16 protein-coding genes and 4 tRNA genes are annotated in these 14,426 nt (G+C 65.1%); 12 read left to right on the top strand and 8 right to left on the bottom strand.

The features are described from left to right. Together JW364_RS24350 and JW364_RS23145 are read left to right on the top strand one after the other, a co-directional pair. Positions 1-91, top strand: a 91-nt coding sequence (locus JW364_RS24350) for an ATP-binding protein (RefSeq protein WP_275892343.1), incomplete at its 5' end; no start/stop codon positions are given. Positions 92-404: 313 nt separating this feature from the next. Next, the gene (locus tag JW364_RS23145; RefSeq protein WP_205334448.1) at positions 405-680 is read left to right on the top strand and encodes a hypothetical protein; all 276 of its coding nucleotides are present in this window, start codon (positions 405-407) and stop codon (positions 678-680) included. A gap of 44 nt (positions 681-724) precedes the next feature. Here the strand turns inward: JW364_RS23145 and JW364_RS23140 are convergent, their stop codons facing one another. From JW364_RS23140 to JW364_RS23130, 3 genes are all read right to left on the bottom strand, one after another. Then, positions 725-1,168, bottom strand: coding sequence for a hypothetical protein (locus JW364_RS23140; RefSeq protein WP_205334447.1), 444 nt, complete (start codon positions 1,166-1,168; stop codon positions 725-727). Further along, positions 1,165-1,518 carry a hypothetical protein gene (locus JW364_RS23135; protein WP_205334446.1) on the bottom strand — a complete coding sequence of 118 codons (354 nt, stop codon included), beginning with the start codon at positions 1,516-1,518 and terminating at the stop codon, positions 1,165-1,167. The genes JW364_RS23140 and JW364_RS23135 overlap by 4 nt, the downstream gene beginning before the upstream one ends. 221 nt (positions 1,519-1,739) lie before the next feature. Beyond that, positions 1,740-2,060 carry a hypothetical protein gene (locus JW364_RS23130; protein ID WP_205334445.1) on the bottom strand — a complete coding sequence of 107 codons (321 nt, stop codon included), beginning with the start codon at positions 2,058-2,060 and terminating at the stop codon, positions 1,740-1,742. A 275-nt stretch (positions 2,061-2,335) separates the two neighbouring features. Here JW364_RS23130 and JW364_RS24600 point away from each other — a divergent pair, with 275 nt between their 5' ends. Continuing rightward, positions 2,336-2,707 (top strand): serine O-acetyltransferase, encoded by a 372-nt coding sequence (locus tag JW364_RS24600; protein ID WP_205334444.1) that lies wholly within the window; start codon positions 2,336-2,338, stop codon positions 2,705-2,707. On the opposite strand, the gene JW364_RS23120 is transcribed toward JW364_RS24600, so the two are convergent. Both JW364_RS23120 and JW364_RS23115 read right to left on the bottom strand, forming a co-directional pair. Next, on the bottom strand, positions 2,704-3,807 hold the full coding sequence (locus tag JW364_RS23120; RefSeq protein ID WP_205334443.1) for a hypothetical protein: 1,104 nt from the start codon (positions 3,805-3,807) through the stop codon (positions 2,704-2,706). The genes JW364_RS24600 and JW364_RS23120 overlap by 4 nt on opposite strands. A gap of 505 nt (positions 3,808-4,312) precedes the next feature. Continuing rightward, entirely contained in the window at positions 4,313-5,152 is an 840-nt protein-coding gene (locus tag JW364_RS23115) for an SGNH/GDSL hydrolase family protein (RefSeq protein ID WP_205334442.1), read from the bottom strand. A gap of 232 nt (positions 5,153-5,384) precedes the next feature. Between JW364_RS23115 and JW364_RS23110 the strand changes: the two genes are divergently transcribed. The 5 genes from JW364_RS23110 (at position 5,385) to JW364_RS23090 (ending at position 10,381) form a co-directional block, all read left to right on the top strand. Then, complete coding sequence (locus tag JW364_RS23110) at positions 5,385-6,050, top strand: response regulator transcription factor (protein WP_205334441.1); 666 nt, start codon at positions 5,385-5,387, stop codon at positions 6,048-6,050. Beyond that, positions 6,011-7,228 (top strand): sensor histidine kinase, encoded by a 1,218-nt coding sequence (locus JW364_RS23105; protein WP_205334440.1) that lies wholly within the window; start codon positions 6,011-6,013, stop codon positions 7,226-7,228. Before JW364_RS23110 ends, JW364_RS23105 begins: the two co-directional genes overlap by 40 nt. Further along, positions 7,228-8,304: a hypothetical protein gene (locus JW364_RS23100; protein WP_205334439.1), complete on the top strand. Its 1,077-nt coding sequence runs from the start codon at positions 7,228-7,230 to the stop codon at positions 8,302-8,304. The genes JW364_RS23105 and JW364_RS23100 overlap by 1 nt, the downstream gene beginning before the upstream one ends. Positions 8,305-8,427: 123 nt before the next feature. After that, complete coding sequence (locus tag JW364_RS23095; protein ID WP_205334438.1) at positions 8,428-8,763, top strand: LuxR C-terminal-related transcriptional regulator; 336 nt, start codon at positions 8,428-8,430, stop codon at positions 8,761-8,763. A 214-nt stretch (positions 8,764-8,977) separates the two neighbouring features. Further along, positions 8,978-10,381: a lipase family protein gene (locus JW364_RS23090; protein WP_205334437.1), complete on the top strand. Its 1,404-nt coding sequence runs from the start codon at positions 8,978-8,980 to the stop codon at positions 10,379-10,381. A gap of 68 nt (positions 10,382-10,449) precedes the next feature. Here the strand turns inward: JW364_RS23090 and JW364_RS23085 are convergent, their stop codons facing one another. The 3 genes from JW364_RS23085 to JW364_RS23075 all read right to left on the bottom strand — a co-directional run bounded on the left by JW364_RS23085 (position 10,450) and on the right by JW364_RS23075 (position 13,433). After that, the gene (locus tag JW364_RS23085; RefSeq protein ID WP_205334449.1) at positions 10,450-11,289 is read right to left on the bottom strand and encodes an SGNH/GDSL hydrolase family protein; all 840 of its coding nucleotides are present in this window, start codon (positions 11,287-11,289) and stop codon (positions 10,450-10,452) included. A 72-nt stretch (positions 11,290-11,361) separates the two neighbouring features. Further along, on the bottom strand, positions 11,362-12,990 hold the full coding sequence (locus JW364_RS23080; RefSeq protein WP_205334436.1) for a VWA domain-containing protein: 1,629 nt from the start codon (positions 12,988-12,990) through the stop codon (positions 11,362-11,364). A 367-nt stretch (positions 12,991-13,357) separates the two neighbouring features. After that, positions 13,358-13,433: transfer RNA gene (locus tag JW364_RS23075), tRNA-Lys, on the bottom strand. Between the two features lie 182 nt (positions 13,434-13,615). Here JW364_RS23075 and JW364_RS23070 point away from each other — a divergent pair. The 4 genes from JW364_RS23070 to JW364_RS23055 all read left to right on the top strand — a co-directional run bounded on the left by JW364_RS23070 (position 13,616) and on the right by JW364_RS23055 (position 14,344). Further along, positions 13,616-13,688 (top strand) — tRNA-Glu (locus JW364_RS23070). A 47-nt stretch (positions 13,689-13,735) separates the two neighbouring features. Continuing rightward, positions 13,736-13,812: transfer RNA gene (locus JW364_RS23065), tRNA-Asp, on the top strand. Positions 13,813-13,845: 33 nt separating this feature from the next. Continuing rightward, positions 13,846-13,922, top strand: a tRNA-Phe gene (locus JW364_RS23060). A gap of 179 nt (positions 13,923-14,101) precedes the next feature. Continuing rightward, positions 14,102-14,344, top strand: a complete 243-nt coding sequence (locus JW364_RS23055; RefSeq protein ID WP_065630940.1) for a hypothetical protein — start codon at positions 14,102-14,104, stop codon at positions 14,342-14,344. The last annotated feature ends 82 nt before the right edge of the window (positions 14,345-14,426 follow it).

Here is a 14,426-nt window from a genome sequence, read left to right as displayed (position 1 = left end):
CCTCGACCGGCTCCTGCACCACGCCACCATCGTCATCACCGACGGCGACTCCTACCGCATGACACACCGAACGGAGGTACCGCCAACCTAAGAACATCCCGCACAGGGTGGGGACTTTCACCTGGCCACCAGCGGGGACATCAAACTGGCCGTTGACAACTCTTGCACTGCGCGGTCCAGTTTGTTCCACAGCGCTTGCTGCCGGTTACTCGCGGCCTCGGCCGCCGCGTCCTCTTGCACCTGAGCTGAGTGCCGCTTCTTTCGAGCATCGTCTGCCAACCCATGCGAAGGAGGATCGCACACTTGACTCGGAAGTCGCCGCCGACCGAGATTCTGACTGGGTGTGTGCCGGGATGGTCCGATCCCTATGTGTCCCCGGACAGCACGTGTAACGATGCATCCTCGTGTACGTATGGAGAATCGAAGAAATCGCACAAGGCAGCTACCGCTTCTACGGGATTCCGTCCCAGGCTTTTGGACAGGTGCGCATTGTGGGCACCGGTGGATCGATACCGATCCCCGGCCCGGTGGACACGCCGTTCGAGGTGGATCTCCCCGCTGGCGAATACGCCATCAGCTGGCACTGGATGGTCGGCAAGACCGACGAGCGTTCCTCCGGCACCTTCACCGTCCCGTTGCAGAGCTCGGAAGGGTACGTCGACGTTTCGATTGCAGAATGAGCTCCACGCTGGGCCGTCTCCATGTGTGGGCGGGTGTGTTCAGCTCACGAAGGCGGGTACAGCCGCCGGTTTGTGGTGGCGAAGAACGCGAGATCGTCACGCAAGTCGGACCTTTCGGTCTTGTCCAGTCCGCGAAAATCGATGTAGCAGTGCCCGGGTGGAGTGGTGGAACCTGGCGGAGGCGGACAGTCGGAGTCATCAATGCACCGTGAGCCCGCAGATATGACCTCTCCGACTGTAACGCCCCAAGTGCCAATGGATGTGGAACCAGGATTGACCGTCTTCCGATCGTAGAAGGCTTGCTCCGCGGAGCGCTTGCTGCTGCGAGTCCCGGAGAGCTTGCCGTCGTCGTTCGATGAGGTCTTGAACGCAAGTGGTCGTACCTCACCGTTGTCGACGTCGACATCGTTGATGCGCACCTGCCGGTAGAAGACTTCGTCCGGGTCGGTCATCAAGACCTCGCACGGCTGCAACGGCGGCTGGGTCATGAGTCAGACGCGAGATCCGCCAAGTACGCGACCGTGGCGGCTTCGTTGGCGCCAGCAAATCGATGAGTCACGCGGTCGCGTGGGTATCGGGTCTTGATCCCCGCGATGTCGCCGGTCCGCAGGATCGTCACCACGCTCTGACTGTTCTGGGTAGTCAGCTGCAGCTCGACTCCGCCGTCTTGCTCCGGGAACAACCCGATTCGCGCGTAGAGCTCCGGAGATTCGCGTCGCAGAGCAGACAGAAGGCCTTCTGCACGCGCGATTGCGGCTTCTGTGAGGGGCTGCTGCAACTCCCCGTCTTCCAGCGGTTGTTGGTGAGCCAGTTCAGCCAATTCGCGCAGTCGGCTCATCCGCGAGTCCGGCTGAGCACGAGGGCGGGAGCCCTGAGATACAGACAGGTCGCTCTTCTTGACACTCCAGAGACCGACAAAGACCGGGGAGTGATCCTCTATCTGGTTGCGCTCCGTATGAGGACTGCTGGAACTCGAGACCGGACTGCGCACCGTCGACAGCAGATAGGAGTGACTTATCTTGGTGCCGGTCAGCGCTGCTACAACTAGACTTCGGCGAGTCATAGCAGATCTCTCGCGAACATTTCATAAACGTCATCGGTCCCGGCGAAGCCGATCCGAGTGAAACGACACCCCTCAAACACGCAGTTCTGCAGGCCAACCGCCCCGATTACCCGGCGTTCCGGCTTCATCGGCCAGAACCAGTCATCAAGTGGTGCATCGAAGGTGCAGTTGTTGATCGCGACCGACTCGAGCATGACAAACACCGCGGGACCGAACACGACGCAGTTCTCAAACCTGATGTCTGCGATCAGGTCGCGTGTGACGGTCAGATCAGTGACCCGCACGATCTGATCCGCATAGTGCGACTGGACTGGCATGCCCACAATCATGCCCTATGCGCAAACCCAGCGTAGGGACGACCGGACAACACAGGCAGCATCCCGTCATCGCAGGTCAACAGGCTGCGTCCAGGATCTGGTCCGATCAGTTGAACAGTCCGACCGGACTCACGCGCGACGGCGGGCCATTCCGCATACTGATCTGGTGACCGTTTTACGCACTATGGCTGCCGATCTGGCTCGCAATCCGGACCAGTATGGGAAGGTGGCGGTCGTGCTGTTCCGTCTCTCCCAGGCGACAGGGCCCTCTCGGCGTGGTCTTCACCGTCCTGTTGCGGGTCCTGTGCGGCGCCGACATCCCACGCAGCGTGATGGCTGGACCGGGACTGCGGATCGCGCACGGCGGCAGCGGCCTGGTCGTCCACCCGAAGGTGCGCCTCGGCGCGGGCTGCGTCCTCTATCAGGCCGTGACCCTCGGGGTCAGTGGCCGCAGCATGGACGCCCCCACGCTCGATGATCGCGTGTACGTCGGTGCCGGCGCGGTCGTCCTCGGCGGGGTCAAGCTCGGGTTCCGCAGCCGGATCGGCGCCAACGCGGTCGTCCGGGCCGACGTGGCACCCTACTCGACCGCCGTCGGGACCGAGGGGCGGATCATCGTCCGGGCCGAACCCGCCGAGTGGGACTAGTTCGTCGACCTCGCTGTCTCGTACCAGTTCGTCCCGTCAGACACGAGCGTCAGAACGCTGTTCTGGACCGGTGAGAAGTCGCCCGCGAGGTTGAGCGTCGTTCCGTTGTCGCGCACCGGGAGTGGCGTCACGTTCGTGAAGATGATCCGAGCCACGCGGCCCGGGCGGGCGCCGAGCACCGAGGTGATCTCCTGCGACACAGCCACGATGATGGTGTCGGACTCGGGCGGAATGCGCACAGCGCCGGACGCCACCGCTCGCGTCGGCGTGAGGATCGCGCCCCAGTTGTTGTCCACCATGATGTCGCCGTTGCCGGTGAAGACATACGGGGCGGCCGTGCTAGCCGACAGTCGGGTGATCTCGCGCGGTGCGTTGTTGCCCAGGATGACGTTGTTGTCGCTGGTGCCGGGCTCCGCGTAAAGCATCGCGTGGGTGAAGATCGCCGCGCGCCCGGGGTACGGGTACGTCGGCGCGGTGACGTAGTTGCCTGGTGTGAGTTCTGTCGATGTGTCCCAGAAGGTGTTGGCCTGGCTCGTGTTCCGGATACAGTTCTCGAGGAACACCACGGCGTACGAGGTGGATGTCGTGCCGCCGGTGTTGGAGACGCTGTTGCGGTAGAACTGGTTGCCGATGAGCACGTTGTACTGCGCGCCGAGCATGTACACTGCGCCGAAGGCGTTGCCCCACAGGCCGCAGCCGGTCAGCCGGTTGGCGTTGGCCGTGATGCGGACACCGCGGCCGAGGTTCTTCTCGGACTGGCAGCCAGCGAGCGAGTTGGATGGGGAGTTGAGCCAGAATCCGTCCTTGTCGGTGTCGGATTCGAGACCCGAACCCCAGACGTGGACGTTTACGAGGTTCTGCGCGCCGGTGTCGAGACGGACGCCGGAGAGCCCGGTGTTGCCGATGTCGAGGTTGGACCACATGCCGTCGGTCGCGCCGGTCGCGGGGTGGGTGTAGATGCCGTTGCCCTTGACCTCGCGCATCATCAGGTTGTGCAGGCGGTGGGCGATGGCCGCGCCGGTCTTGCCGATCGCGACGCCGTTGCCCGACACCTTCGTGATGAAGACCTCGGCCAGGATCGTGTAGGCCCCGTTGAGCACGACGGGTCGCCGGACGCGGGCGCCTGGTATCGCCCGCCTTCGAGGGTGATGTCGCATGCGCCGGAGTAGGAGGCGTTGAACGTCCACCAGTCTCCGGTTGCCGCGGCGGTGCGGCGCAGGACGCTGACGTTCTTCCCAGCACCCGCGACGACGATCCGCTTGTCCGACGGGATCGTGTGGCTGCTGGGGTCGAGGTACAGGCCGGGTGGGAAGTAGAGCACACCCGATGCGCCGTAGGCGGGGGTGATCGCCGGCATTGCTGCGATTGCAGCCTCGATCGGCTGGCCCGTCGTTGGTGACGCCGTCACCTCTGGCGCCGTAGTCCTTCACGTTGAACATCAGCTCACCGCGCCCGACAGCGGCGAATACCGCTCGAGCGGCAGTGGCGTCGGCACCCGCGGCTATCGTCGCGGGCTTGTCGGCCAGACCGGTCCACGTGCCCGCATCGATCGGGGCACATCGCGCGTCAGCGACCGTATCCGGTTCGGGTCAACTAACTGGATGATCAGAGCGCTCGCACGATCAAATTCGCTATCGCGCGGCTGCCGAGGGGCGTCGGGTGGCGGGGTTGGGTCTGGGACTGCGAGGCGTTCCCCTCGAACCAGCGGGCTGCGCCGGCGCATGCGTCGTGTCCGACGGCAGCGGAGGCGACGTCGACGAAGGTCATCGATCGGGTGACGGCGGCGGTTCGGAGGATGGCGTCGAATCGTTTGAAGAAGGTCTGGAGGTACGCGGCGTCGGCGTTGCTGATGTTCGCCTGGCCGGGGCAGCCGGTTCGGCCGTAGTAGCCGCCGTGGCCGACGAGAACCACGCGAGCGAGGGGTGCGCGGGCGCGGATAAGGCTCAGAGTTGCGCCGATCTTCGGTGCCACAGCTGTCAGGGCCGAGGTCATCCGGTCGGCCATGACTCGATCCTGGCGACACCGGGCATCTTGGCCGAACCTGGGCGTGAAGCAGGAGGAGACGATCGACCACCAGCGGAGGTCGTTGCCGCCGATCGAGAGAGTCACGAGGCGTGTGGACCACGACAGTGCGTCGATCTGGACGGGCCGGGCGCCGAATGATGTCGTCTGTCGGCGGGTCGTGACGTCTGCCGTGGTGGCGTTCACACAGGCAACGGAGGTGTAGCTCATCCGGAGCTGGGAGGCGAGGTGCGTCGGGTAGGCGTCGCGGGTACGTCCGCACCCGTCCGGATGTTGTGCCGAGGTCAGCGTCGGCGCTGCGGCGCGTGAGTCTCCCAGGGCGACGTACGCGGGCGCCGCCGGCGCGGCGAGAACCGACGGTACCGACACGCAGCTGATCGCGATGGCGAGAACGGCGACGAGTGCGAGGCGGAATCGGGTCACGGCAGGAGTATCCCAGCCGTGTCGGTGAACGTTACGAGGGGTCTGGGCGCCGTCTGACAGGCCGGCCCGATGGCGCCCGGTGGCCGACTGAGAACAGCCCGTTCAGTCGATACAGAGCTTCGAGTCGACGGGCTAGCGTCGGTGATGTCAACACGCAGTCCCCGAGGCGCGAACGGATGTGATCCGTGCAACTTTGCCACCGTGGTCGAGGGGCGTCGGTCATGATTGCGCCATGGTGGTGCGACGGGGCGAGCGCGCGCGGATCGGAGTCGTCGATGATCACCCGTCGATCGTCGCCGGGCTGCGGGCGATTCTCGGGGACCAGCCGGACCTGGAGTTCACCGCCGGCGCAGCGACAGTGTCGAAGTTGCTGACAGAGACCCGAGATCTCGACTTGGTCGTCCTCGATCTGCGGTTGGAGGACGGGAGTTCACCGCAGATCAACGTCGACTGTCTCGCTGAACTCGACATCCCGGCTGTCGCCTACACCTCCGGAGACGAACCCTATCTGGTCCGGTTGGCGGCCAGTGCGGGGGTGAAAGCGGTGTTGCGCAAGAACGTTGACGACGACGTACTTCTGGCTGCAATCCGAGCGGTGCTTTCGGGCGAGGAGACTCCGACGGTGGATTGGGCGGCTGCGATCGATGCCGACGACGACTTCGTCGACCTACCACCACAGCTGCGACGTGTGCTCGAGCTGTATGCCGCAGGTGAATCCACTGCCGGAGTTGCCAAATCCATGAACCTGTCCCCAGACACGGTCAGTGACTACGTCGGTCGGATCAGAACGAAGTACGCCGCAGTGGGGCGACCCGCGCCGACTCGGCAGCATTTGATGTTTCGAGCGATAGAGGACGGATGGCTACCGATACCGCGGCGGCTGCGACGGCGGAGTTAGCGTCTGATCGCGACGTCGCACTCGACGAGTCCGCGGGTCAGCGGATTCTGCGGCAGTTCGCTGTCTTCATCGCCTGTGGCTACCTGGTGTACCTGGTGCTCACGGGACCGGCTATCGCCGCGTCGTTGGGAGTGATGCACACGTGGTGGACGGTCCCCGCGCTGGCTGCCGTGTTCGGTCCCGGGCTCGCACTGGGGCCGCTCGCGTGGCGAGGGTCGGCTCGAGCGCTACGGGTGTGTGCGGCGGTTGCTGCCGGCGGATATCTGATGGCGGTGGCCACCTGGGGTTTCGGCTGGAACGGCGCGCATCTTTCCGGAACCACCGACATATGGTTCTTCTATTTCTGTGGATTGGCGGCGATTGCTGCCGCATTGGCCATGCGTCCGACCTACGCCTTCGTCGTGCTCGTGGTGGTGGTGGTTTCGGCCGTCACGATCAACTACGTGGTCCGTGACGTCGCGCGCAGCGGCCTGTATGTCGCGGACATGGCGTGGGCGTTCGCATTCTCGCTCGTGTACTTCGCCGCCGCCGTCATGGGGATGCGTACCGCAGCCGTTCTCGATGACACGCGGGCGCAGGCCTACCGAACGGCGGCGGCCGCCGCGGCGTCACAGGCTCGTGCCAACGAGCGGCAACGGTTCAACCAACTCACCCACGACGGCGTCATGGCGACCTTGCTGGTCGCTGCTCGCCGAGGGAACTCCACGCAGTTGGCAGCTCAAGCCCAGGCCACCTTGCACGCGCTCGATCGGATCCGAGGCGACACCGACACCGACGGCACGATGGCCGTCGACGTTGTTCGGACGCATCTCAGCGAGGTGACGGCCACGGTGGACCCGACCCGGCGTTTCGAGGTTCGCCGGACAATCGACAGCTCAGACGCCGGCTATCCCGCCACGGTGGTCCATACAATCGCGGCGGCGGCAGGGGAGGCAGTGCGCAACAGCGGCCGTCACGCGCGGGCGTCGAAGACGATTGTCTCGGTGGAGATCACAGATGACCGGCTTCAGGTAGAAGTAGCCGACGACGGGCAGGGTTTCGAACCGTCGACGGTGCCGGCCGACCGACTCGGAATCGCCATCAGCATCCGTGAACGGATGTCGCAGATCGGTGGCTCCGCCACCATCGAGTCGGCGCCGATGCGTGGTACTCGTGTGTGCTTGGAGTGGGAGCGTTGATGCTGACCCCGACGGGTGGGCGCGAGGACATTCGCGACTTGCTCGGAATGCGAACGCGCGGTGCATGGCTCATCATCGGCAGCTACCTCATCGCGATGGTCATCGTGACCGTGGCCACGGTCAACAGTTACACCACTCCCTGGGTGGCGGCACTGGGACCGGTCATCCTGATAGCTGCGACGCTCGCGCTCGTCCTCGTCCCCGGCGATCCGCTCCCGTTCGGGACGACGCTGATGCTGACCGCCTCGGGGCCGGTGGCCTGTGCACTTGTGTTGTCGGCGACCCCCGCGGTTCTCAGTTCACCTCTGCAGACCTGGATACACGGCGGCGGGACGTCGATCTACTGCTTCATGAATGTCCGCGGCCGGCGGATCGCGCCCTGGATCGGCTTGCTCGGAATGGTGCTTGTGTTCGCAGCGTGGGCCGTCGCTGACGGTCGGGGCGCTGCGTACGGCATCAGTTTTGTTGCCATCGACGCAGCCCCTCTGGCAATGGCGACTCTCCTGTCCTTCACTCTTCGGCCGACGGCGAAGGCGGTGTTCTCGCTGCGGGCGCAGACAACCGAACGCGTCGCCGAGCTGGCTGCGCAAACCGCCGGTGCCGATGAGCGCGAGAAGCAATCGAGCCACCTCGATCGCCTAGCCCGTCCGATGATCGAGAAGATCGCGTCAGGCGAGACCCTCACGAGAGCAGAGCAAGCAGAGTGCGCTCTGCTCGAGGCCCACCTGCGCGACCGGCTGAGAGCGCCGATTCTGTCCACCCTCGAACTCGACGAAGCCGCGTACAGCGCGCGACAGCGGGGCGTGGAGGTCATCTTTCTCGACGACTCCGGTACGCCGGAACAGGACCCCGCCGTCATAGCGTCAGTGCGTGACGCAGCCGCACACGCCCTGCAGGAGGCGGCCGGCGGGCGCGTCTGCGTACGCATGTGGCCATCCGGCCGGGAAACCGTGGCCTCGGTACTCGTGACCGATGCCGCCGGGACACGACGCACCGAGATCACCGCCGATGAGGTCGAGGAGCTTCCTCGTCTCGGAACCCAGGCCGTCCCGCGTGCGGGCAGACCGTTCGCTTGACTATCTATGCCCCCCGGGGCGGTGGCACCCTCGCGGGTGCCCCCGCAAGATCGGTCTGTCGCCGACACCGCGACCGTCTTAACGTCACTCTCGTCAGCCACAGCAGACCAGCAGGAGTGCGAGATGACGATTCAGGCTCTTGATTCGGTAGGGCGGCCTGCCCTCAGCAAGCGCGAGGTCGAGGTGCTGACCGTGTGGCTCGCGTGTGATTCCAAGCAGCAAGCCGCCCGACGACTCTTCGTCGGTGAATCCACGGTGCATACTCACCTCACTCGGATCCGCGACAAGTATCGAGTCGTCGGCCGACCCGCGCCGTCAAAAATCGCCCTGCTCATCAGGGCCATCGAAGACGGAATCTGCACCCTCGAAGAGATTGCCAGCCTTACTGCGTTGTTTGACAAGGCAACTGAAGCGCAACGCAGGCAACAACATCCGAGTAACGGTCGGAACCTCACCTGAAGAGACTCCGCGATGATCTGAAGGTCCTCTGAGCGTGTTCAGGATCAAATTTGCGATTGCTCTACTGCCGAGTGGCGTCGGACAGTCAACAGGGCCGTTGCCGACCGTTAACGCCAACCCTTTACCATGACGGGGGTTCGATTTCGATGCGAGAAGTGGCTGACCAGCGGGGTGTTCCAGTCCGGGATCGCTTGTGTGACAAGGAGTATCGGCGATGCTGGCATGGTGTAACCTGCGGGGCTGGGCGCTGCGCGCAGCGATTTCTGCAGTGATTGCGACGGGGATGACGATCGGTGCGATCGGAGGAACTGCGGAGGTGTCGGCCGAGCCGCCGAATCTCGGTCCGGCGCCTGCCGCGGTTCCCGAGGCCATCGACGCCGCTGTGCCGGCACCGCCGGTGAAGAGGTTGCACCGCATACCTGCGCGCTCGATGACCCCCGGCGCCTCCCACGAGCTGCAGGAACTTCGCGAGGCGGTCATGCCCTCGCCGAGCGGCGACCGGTTCTTCGACCAGTGGCCGACCGACCTCGCACGCCGCGCTGCCGGAGATGTGATCGCCACGCGCGATGTCATGCGCACGGCGCAGTTGCTGATGACGGTTCCGCTGCATTCGGCTCAGCAGATCAAGTTCCGGAGCGTCGACGCCGGCGATCAGCCGATCTTCGGTACCGCGACCCTCCTCGTCCCCGCCAAGGCGTGGAAGGGACCGCGGTCGCGTCCGGTGCTGGTTCACAATTCGCCGATCGTCGCGCTCGGGACGAAGTGCACGCCCGGTTACACGCTTGCTCACGGCTATCACGCCGACACCAACACCACCGACCTCATCCCGCCGTTCGCGCAGTTGGCCTTGGACCGCGGCTACGCGGTGATCATGCCCGACCACACCGGACCCCGGATGGCGTACGCCGAACCGTACGTCGCAGCGCACGTGATCATGGACTCGCTGCGGGCGGCAGGCCGGCTCGACCCCGACAACTTCGCCACCGGACCGATCGCCATGCACGGATACTCCGGTGGCGCGATTGCCACGAATGCCGCGGCGAAGCTTGCCGATTCCTACGCCCCGGAGCAGGCCGGGCGGATCGTCGGCGCGGCGTACGGCGGCGTACCGGCCGACTACCGCTCCCTGGCCGGGGCCATGAACGCCAACCTCGGTTCCGGAGTGTTCCACGCCGCCATGCTCGGTGTCGCACGGGAAGGTCCCGAAGTCCTTGCGATGGCGAACAACGTGGCACGCTGGCTGGCCACGTCTCCGATGCGGGACCTGTGTACCAGTGGGATGGGTGCCCTGGGTGTGTCGCACATACCCACCCAGGTTCTGTCGGCCGACCCCGATCCTTACCGTTCACCCGTCGCCGAGCGTCTTTTCGCGATCACTTCGATGAAAGATCACCGGGCGACGATGCCGCTGCGGATCTACCACGGAACCTACGAGTGGTGGATACCGGCGAGCCAGGCTCGCGCCCTGTTCGCCGAGCAGTGCGCGCTCGGGGCGTCAGCGTCGTACCGCGAGTACCCGGCCGAACACATGACCGGGATCTTCGCCGGCCTGCCCGACACGTTGACGTGGCTCGACGATCGTCTGCGCGGGAAACCCGCGCGGAGTGAGTGCCGCTGACAGGACGACCTGGGGTGGCTCTGACTCGACGCCTCGCTCCGCTGGAGTCGGCGCAACCACGGGTCGGGTCAGAGCGCCGCGACGACCAGGTCTGCGATGGCCTTGCTGCCGAGCGGGGTGGGGTGGCGTACCTGGGTTGCCGACCGCGAGATGTTCCCCTCGAACCATCGAGCTGAACCTGCGCATGCGTCATGTCCGGCGGCAGGCCCGGCCACGTCGACGAAAACAACCGAGTGTGCTCGAGCGGAGTGTCGGAGCACTGCGTTGAAGCGCTCGAAGAACCGTAGGACGAATGCAGCGTCAGCGGTGCTGATGTTCGCCTGACCTGGGCAGCCGTTCTGTCCGAAGTAACCGCCGTGACCGACGAGAACGACGCGTGCGTTGGGAGCGCGCTGTCCGATCCGGGTCAGCGTGGCGTCGATCTTGGGTGCGAGTGAGGCCAGACCGGAGTTGATTCGTCTTGTCACCGAGGCGTTGTCGCGGCAGCGCGCATCGCGGCCGAACTTCCTCGTGAAGCAGGACGACACAAGGGACCACCACTGCAGGTCGATGCCGCCGATCGATAGGGTGACCAGCTTCGTCGACCGGGACAGCACGCGAGTCTGGACAGGACGCGGACCATATAGCGTCAGTTGGGGCGTCGTCGTGACATTGGCGGTGGTGGCATTGACACAGGCGACGGACCGTAGGCTCAGTCTGAGGCGCGCGGCCACATGTACGGGGTAGCCGTCATCTGTGCGCCCGCATCCGTCTGGGCGCAGGCTGGATCCGTTCGTTGGCGCGGCAGCGCGCGAGTCGCCCAACGCGACGTATTCGGGGCCACTCGGGGTCGCCGTCGCGGGCACCGCCAGGACGGTGCTGAGCAGACAGACGAGGGCTGCGAGAGTCGTGATGCGGACGCGGGTCATCAGGGAGCTGTGGCCGTCGAGCATGATAATGTTCCGGTTTCTCTTGCGGGACGAGGGGGCGCGTTGCCTTCTTCAGCAGAAGGCCTTCAGGTTCTGTTTCGAGTTGAACTCCGTCAAAGTGACCGAGCCGCTGTCGGCAGCCTCAGATAGTTGAGCTCCTTCCCATCGAAGCGCCTCGGCGGGAAACTGCTGGGCGAGTTCACCAAGTCTCGCAACGGCTTCCAGACCACCCGATGGGCCGCGAGAGTTGATGAGATTCCTGGTGCGGTAGAGGTCAGAGACCTTTTGCCAGGCGTTGCAGACCTGCTGCTTCGTCGGAGCCGTGTTCTCATCCGACGCGTTTCTGGGTTCCTCGACCGTGACCTTTGCGCCGTCGGGTCGGGTGCACCGGATGACCGGCTCGCCCGCCTCGGTTTCCGCGGCGCCGAGGATGTTGCATCCCCACGAATCGAGTTGCGCGCCGCGATCACCGCGTTGGGTGCGGGGATCGTCGACGTAGCGTTCGACGAGACGGAGGGCGCTCTGGCAGTCAACACCCCTGGCGACGACCCGAAGCTTCGGGAAATCGGCTGTGGGCCCGCAGTTGTCGGCCTCGTCCTGCGAAGCCGGTTTCGGCAGGCACATGCACAGGGTGAGAGTCTTGACTGTACCGCTGGCAACATCGCCGTCGTAGGAAACCTTGAGCGCGATACCGCGGGGTTCATCTGCGGCGAAATGTGCTGTGGACGTGGCCTTGTCGTCACGAACCGGCTCGCCGAACAGTTCGACGACGCGACTCATCGGAGTGCCGACCGTCACCCCGTCGACTGTCGTGACCGCCGATCCGAGCGGGCGGATCTCGACCAGGACGCCGTCGGCGAATACCCACTCGCAGTCCCGCCAGCGCACGACTACGCGGTCGCCGTCCACGGTTCCCGTGGACAGCTCCGGGAAGCCAGGTGTCGTCGCTCGGATCTCGTCGGCCCGAGACCCCAGGTTGACCCCGGCCAGGCCGGTGTTGGTCAGCTTCGCCGACGCCGAGTCGGCGTCACGGGCGGCGGTGATCCGTGCGGCGAGCTGCTGCGAGTTGTCTGCCGTGATGTACACACCGCCGCCCTCGCGGGCGATGCACTCCAGCTGGGTGTTTGTCGCACGAAAGCCGATGGTGCTGATCGTGACGTCGGGGTAGCGAGCGCGCAGCTGCTGGGCCGTGTCGCAGGGATCGGGCGGGCAGTTTGCCTCTCCATCGGAGACCAGAACGACGGACCCTCCGCTGCCCGCCAGCAGCTCGACACCTTGGGTGAGAGCCTTCGATAGCGGGGTCCATCCCTGGGCCTCGACACCGGCGATGGCTTCGGTTGCTGCCCCCTTGTCGATGGGTGCCAGATCCATGATCGTCGTGACGTCCTGGCAGCCGGCCGCCTGGCGCGTCGTCTTCGCGTTGAGCGTGTTCCCGTAGGCGACGAGTCCGAACGGTGTGCCGTCGGGGAGGCCGGTCGCAAAATCCGTCACGGCGGCGCGTGCAGCGTCGATGCGGGGGTCGGGAGCGTCGGCAGTCAGCATCGACTCTGATCCGTCGAGCACGACCACGACAGGGGAGGTGTCGGCGGACGCGGTCGTGCTCTCCGACGGGGAGCTCGGGCTGCCGTCGCCCGACGTGCTACATGCGGCCACAAGGAGACAGAGGATGGCCAGAGAGCCCAACCGGGCGGATAGCGTCACCTGAGAATCGTAGTCAGGCACCGTCGTTCCACGAGCCCCGTGAAGACAGAGTTCGTCCGATCAGGTGACACCGAGTCTCGCTGTGCTCCAGGCGAGTTCGCACATTTCCCGGCGAAGGGCCAGACTGAATCCGCGCCGACTCGGGCGCGAAGGCAGGCGGTCGTGCCTCCGGTTCAGAACGGCCGCGCGGGCAGAACTACTGGTCTGCCATCGGGACGGTATTCGGCATATCTGAACTGCGGTTCTGGGCGGCAAGCAGAATCTGATTGTGTCCGGAAGCCCGTCGGGTACGCCGACGAGCGTCCTGGTGGTACCGCAGCGGGAATCGACGCTCACCTCGGCACTGGACCTCTTCGGATCGTCATGATGGTGCCCCCACCAGGGCTCGAACCTGGGACCTGCGGATTAAAAGTCCGTAGCTCTACCAACTGAGCTATAGGGGCAGGGCCCCGGCGAGCCGGGGCGTCGATGAGTTTACAACGTGTGCAAACGGTGCGAACGTGACCCTCGGTGTGCGTGTCGTCGAGCTGGTCGCGATGCTTCGTTTATGGGGCTGACCAGTCGATTTGTGGTTTGCGCGAGACCTGTCATAAGCTATGCGAGCTCCCAACGGAGAACACGACCGGCCCCCTTCGTCTAGCGGCCTAGGACGCCGCCCTTTCAAGGCGGTAGCGCGGGTTCGAATCCCGTAGGGGGTACGCCTGCGCGGCACTCGGTAACGAGGTCCGCGCAGATAATTTAACAAGGCCCTGTGGCGCAGTTGGTTAGCGCGCCGCCCTGTCACGGCGGAGGTCGCGGGTTCGAGTCCCGTCAGGGTCGCCAAAGGTTTCGGTTCATCGTCAACCGGTACCTTCCGGCCAGGTAGCTCAGTTGGTACGAGCGTCCGCCTGAAAAGCGGAAGGTCGTCGGTTCGATCCCGACTCTGGCCACCACAACGATCCCCAGCAGTCTGAGACTGCTGGGGATTCTTTGTTCGAGCGAACGCTGGACGTGTGAGACGCGAAGGTTCGAGCCGTGATTGTGGTCCGAATCGCAACGGCCACAACGGATTCACCCGATCGTACGACGCACGCGAGGTGCGAAATCTCCGTGACGCGGGCATGATGGTCCGGTGAACGCGATACCGGGGGGTACGCCGCGTCTACCCTCACATGCCCAATTCCCGGAACAACCCAGCCACGGCTCGGCGCGGCATACTGCCGACGCCGAGAGTTCCAGCCCACCGACCTACCGGTACGAGTACAAAGACCCGTACGCACCCATGTCGACCGCCAAACAAGTGGTGCTCGGGTGCGCGATCTCGTTGGTGCTCATCGCCTTTGCGGTGGCGGCGTTCCTCATCGGGCAAGGGTGAGGTTCTCGATGTAGGTCGCCAGGTGGTTTCGACTCGGCGCCTCGCTCCGCTCGGTGCCGGCTCAACCAGCGGGGGGGGGGGT

It is taken from the genome of Gordonia sp. BP-119 (genome assembly GCF_016924115.1).
GTDB lineage: Bacteria > Actinomycetota > Actinomycetes > Mycobacteriales > Mycobacteriaceae > Gordonia > Gordonia hongkongensis.
This window is presented reverse-complemented; position numbering and strand designations above follow the sequence as displayed.

Coding starts and splice junctions, on each gene's coding strand:
- JW364_RS23085 (WP_205334449.1), bottom strand. CDS start 11,289: ATGACCCGCGTCCGCATCACGACTCTCGCAGCCCTCGTCTGTCTGCTC.
- JW364_RS23090 (WP_205334437.1), top strand. CDS start 8,978: ATGCTGGCATGGTGTAACCTGCGGGGCTGGGCGCTGCGCGCAGCGATT.
- JW364_RS23095 (WP_205334438.1), top strand. CDS start 8,428: ATGACGATTCAGGCTCTTGATTCGGTAGGGCGGCCTGCCCTCAGCAAG.
- JW364_RS23100 (WP_205334439.1), top strand. CDS start 7,228: ATGCTGACCCCGACGGGTGGGCGCGAGGACATTCGCGACTTGCTCGGA.
- JW364_RS23130 (WP_205334445.1), bottom strand. CDS start 2,060: ATGCCAGTCCAGTCGCACTATGCGGATCAGATCGTGCGGGTCACTGAT.
- JW364_RS23135 (WP_205334446.1), bottom strand. CDS start 1,518: ATGAGCCGACTGCGCGAATTGGCTGAACTGGCTCACCAACAACCGCTG.
- JW364_RS23110 (WP_205334441.1), top strand. CDS start 5,385: ATGGTGGTGCGACGGGGCGAGCGCGCGCGGATCGGAGTCGTCGATGAT.
- JW364_RS23140 (WP_205334447.1), bottom strand. CDS start 1,168: ATGACCCAGCCGCCGTTGCAGCCGTGCGAGGTCTTGATGACCGACCCG.
- JW364_RS23105 (WP_205334440.1), top strand. CDS start 6,011: ATGGCTACCGATACCGCGGCGGCTGCGACGGCGGAGTTAGCGTCTGAT.